Here is a 3823-nt window from a genome sequence, read left to right on the forward strand (position 1 = left end):
ATCAAAGCTTACACAGCTTAATATTCACACTGGATTATTATAGATGGTAACTCTTAAGTATTTTTTAAGAGTTACCATTTTTTTAGCTGTATGCTATTTTATAAACACTTTATTATATAGGTTAATGAATATTTTTAAGGTTAAAATAAAAAATACTTCCTTAGTTAGAGGGAGTACTCTAAAATCTATCTTTTATTAATCAGAGATTAAAAAATCTCATAAGCTCTTTTTCATTGATAATAAGCTTTGTCTACTATCACAAAATTTCACAAAAAGAAAGCCGGAGCAAAGCTCCGGCATCTGAAAATCTATTCAACTGTAACAGATTTTGCAAGGTTTCTCGGTTTATCAACGTCGATTCCTCTCATTGCTGATACATGGTAAGCAAGAAGTTGAAGAGGAACAATTGCAGTTATTCCAGCAATCAGATCGTCTGATTCAGGTATATAAATAACTTCATCAGAAATTTCCTCTACCACTCTGTTATTTTCTTGAGTAACACATATTACATATGCACCTCTGGCCTTTACCTCTTTTATATTAGAGATAGATTTTTCAAAAAGATCAGACTGAGTCGTTATGGCAACTACAGGGATATCATCCTCTATAAGAGCTATCGTACCGTGCTTCAGTTCCCCAGAAGCAAATGCTTCTGTATGCATATAAGCAACTTCCTTCATTTTTAGAGAAGCTTCTGTTGCCACACTATAATCAAGTCCTCTTCCTAAATAGAAACCTTGAGTACAGTCCTTTATCTTTTCAGCAATAGCCTTTATTTTATCTTCCTGAGCAATTATTCTTTCGATTTTTTCAGGGATCTCAATAAGACCGTTTAATATATTTGCATACTCTTCGTCAGAGATTATTTCTTTTATTTTAGCTATATAAAGAGATAGCATGTAGAAAACTGTAACCTGAGTTGTATAAGCTTTTGTAGAAGCAACAGCTATTTCCGGACCTGCCCATGTATAGATTACATTGTCTGCCTCTCTTGCTATTGACGCCCCTATAACATTTGTTATTGCTAATGTCTTTGCACCTTTTGATTTTGCCTCACGAAGAGCCGCTAATGTATCCAGAGTCTCTCCAGACTGACTTACCAGTATAACCAGCGTAGTCTCGTCCATGAAAGGATCAGAGTATCTGAATTCTGATGCTATGTCAGCATCTGCTTTTATTTTAGCTATCTTCTGAAGTGCAAATTTACCCTGAAGTCCTGCATTATAAGCAGTTCCGCACGCTATAATATAGATATCTTTTATTGCCTTAAGTTCTTCCTTACCAAGGTTGATATCGTCAAAATGAATAAGATTATTTTCATCTACTCTTCTCTTTATAGTTTCTCTGATTCCCTCTGGCTGTTCATTTATCTCTTTAAGCATGAAATGAGGGTATCCTGCTTTAGTAGCCTGCTCTAAAGACCATTCGATTGTAACTCTTTCTTTTTTTATCTCATTTTTATCTATATCAAAAATCTCTACAGAATCTTTTTTTACAATACCTATCTCTCCGTTTTCAAGAAAATATACATCTTTAGTATATTTCAGAAGAGCAGGAACGTCAGAAGCTATGAAGTTTTCATCCTCTCCGAGTCCGATTACTAGAGGACTGTCTTTTCTGGCACAAAATACAGTATCAGGATATTTTGTATTTAATATTCCAAGGCCGTAAGATCCTTTTACTTTTTTCATAACTTTCTGAATAGTAGCAAAAAAGTCCTCTTCTGAATATAAGTCTAAAAGATGTGCCAATACCTCTGTATCTGTATCAGAAAGAAATTCATACCCTTTTTCGATTAACTCTTTTTTTATATCTATATAGTTCTCTATTATCCCGTTGTGAACTACTGAGATGCTTTCTACAGCATTTGAATGAGGATGAGAATTCTCATCTGACGGCTTACCGTGAGTAGCCCATCTTGTATGACCTATGGCCACATGTCCTTCTATAGGGTTCTTCTCTATATAATCTTGTAAAACTCTCAGCCTTCCCTGCTTCTTTTTTACAATTAGTTTGTCCCCTGTACTGACAGCAATACCTGCTGAGTCATATCCCCTATACTCTAGTCTGCTTAATCCGTCTAAAATAACTCCGCTTGCATCTCTGCCACCTACATAACCTACAATTCCACACATAACAATTTCCTCCTCTTTGACTGAAAGTATTCATTACTTCCGCCTGTATGAATTTTTTCACAACAAAAAGAGCCTTAAAACTCTTTTATTAAGAAGGAAATGTTACTGAAACGTCTTTTGTCCCAAAGATCACTCTTTGAATTTGTGACGTAACTAAGGTTGTAACCACCTTCGGAGCATCCGCCGAATTTTCGATAACTCCGTTCCTCGTCAGCTTATGATTTATAAGCTCTGGCGCTTTTTTTATTTTTATTTCCTTCTGTTGCTTTTATATAGTATATATAATAAATACATACTACCTAATTATTGTATCAGAAAAAAAACTTAATTACAATTTAATTCTTTCATAGTCTTTTAAAACAATTTTTTCAAAAAAAAGTGAAATAATTTGTTATTGTTTCGATTTAGTCAAAATAGTACAATATATAAACAATGTAAGGTGAGGCGGTCTTTTTATGGAGTTGAGATTAAAAAAATTTCCAGAATTTATAAGTCATATAATTGTAGAAAATATACCGCTTTTTATAGTCATGGGAATGTTGAATTTCTTTGATTTAGGGGACTTCAAATTATTTTTATCCGGAGTCATTATGCCTTTCTTGATTTCCTATACCTCAGGCTCCATGATTGAAAAAAAATACGGAGGCATAACCGCTGTTATAGTAATGGGAGGAGTCTTATCCCAGTATAAGGTTGAAAGTCTTTTAGAGCCTATTTTTATAGGTGCTTTAGCAGGATTTGCTATTAAAAAATACCATAGTTTTTTAAAAAAATATAAATTTCCAGGCTACGAAATGCTTCTCAATAATCTTGGGGTTGCATTTATAGGATTAGGGCTTATAATTATCATAAACAAGGGACTTCCTCTCTATGAAAAATCCCAGGCTGGTTTCTATGAAAATATAATTTCTAAAATTTTCAAGACCGGCTACCTTCCGTTATATTCTATAATAATAGAGCCTGCAAAAGTTCTATTTATGAATAACTTCATTAATCACGGTATTTTTTCAGTACTGGGGATTTCAGAGCTCAATGAAAAAGGAAAATCCATTTTTTTCCTGCTGGAAACAAATCCTGGACCTGGACTGGGTCTTCTTTTAGCTTATTTTTTCGGGAGAAGAGAAAAGGATAAAAAAAAGGAAACCCTGTCAAATATATTTATACATTCTATAGGGGGTATTCACGAGGTCTACTTTCCCTATGTCCTCAAAAATCTAAGAATGATTCTGCCTTTGATTTTAGGCGGAATGTCCGGTGTGTTTCTTTTCTCTGTTTTTGATTCCGGTCTCATGGGAATAGCATCTCCAGGGAGCCTGCTTCTGATTCTGGTGCTGGCACCACTCCAGGATAAGCTTCCACTGCTCATTGCCATATCGGTCTCTGCATCAGTGACTTTTTTTCTGTCCTTTATCATGATCAGACAGGAAAAAAATTCCAACGGTAAAAAAGAGGTCAGCGAAACAAAAGATATTCTTTTCAAAAATGAAATTAATGACTTTCAAAACAGGGAATATAAAAATATTTATATCGTATGTGATGCAGGTATGGGATCCAGTGCAATGGGGGCTACATTTTTGAGACGTAAACTAGAAAAAGCAGGTTTGACAAATATCAATGCAGCCAACTGTTCCATAGATAATATAAAATCAGAAAACCCGGATGTGATTATTGTTCACAGACAACTTGTA

The 3823-nt window shown here is 34.4% G+C and carries 1 protein-coding gene and 1 pseudogene; one reads left to right on the forward strand and one right to left on the reverse strand.

Annotated elements, in window-relative coordinates; translation table 11 throughout:
* Positions 1 to 308: 308 nt before the first annotated feature.
* Positions 309 to 2135 (reverse strand): glutamine--fructose-6-phosphate transaminase (isomerizing), encoded by a 1827-nt coding sequence (gene glmS, locus ABZA26_RS09805; RefSeq protein WP_372714340.1) that lies wholly within the window; start codon positions 2133 to 2135, stop codon positions 309 to 311.
* A gap of 455 nt (positions 2136 to 2590) precedes the next feature.
* Here glmS and ABZA26_RS09810 point away from each other — a divergent pair.
* Positions 2591 to 3823: pseudogene (locus tag ABZA26_RS09810) on the forward strand (hypothetical protein); the annotation flags it as partial.

The sequence above is a fragment of the Ilyobacter sp. genome (genome assembly GCF_041583315.1).
Taxonomy (GTDB): Bacteria; Fusobacteriota; Fusobacteriia; order Fusobacteriales; family Fusobacteriaceae; genus Ilyobacter.

What these genes read in the sequence shown, in the direction of transcription:
- glmS (WP_372714340.1), bottom strand. Translation starts at nt 2,135, where the DNA reads ATGTGTGGAATTGTAGGTTATGTAGGTGGCAGAGATGCAAGCGGAGTT.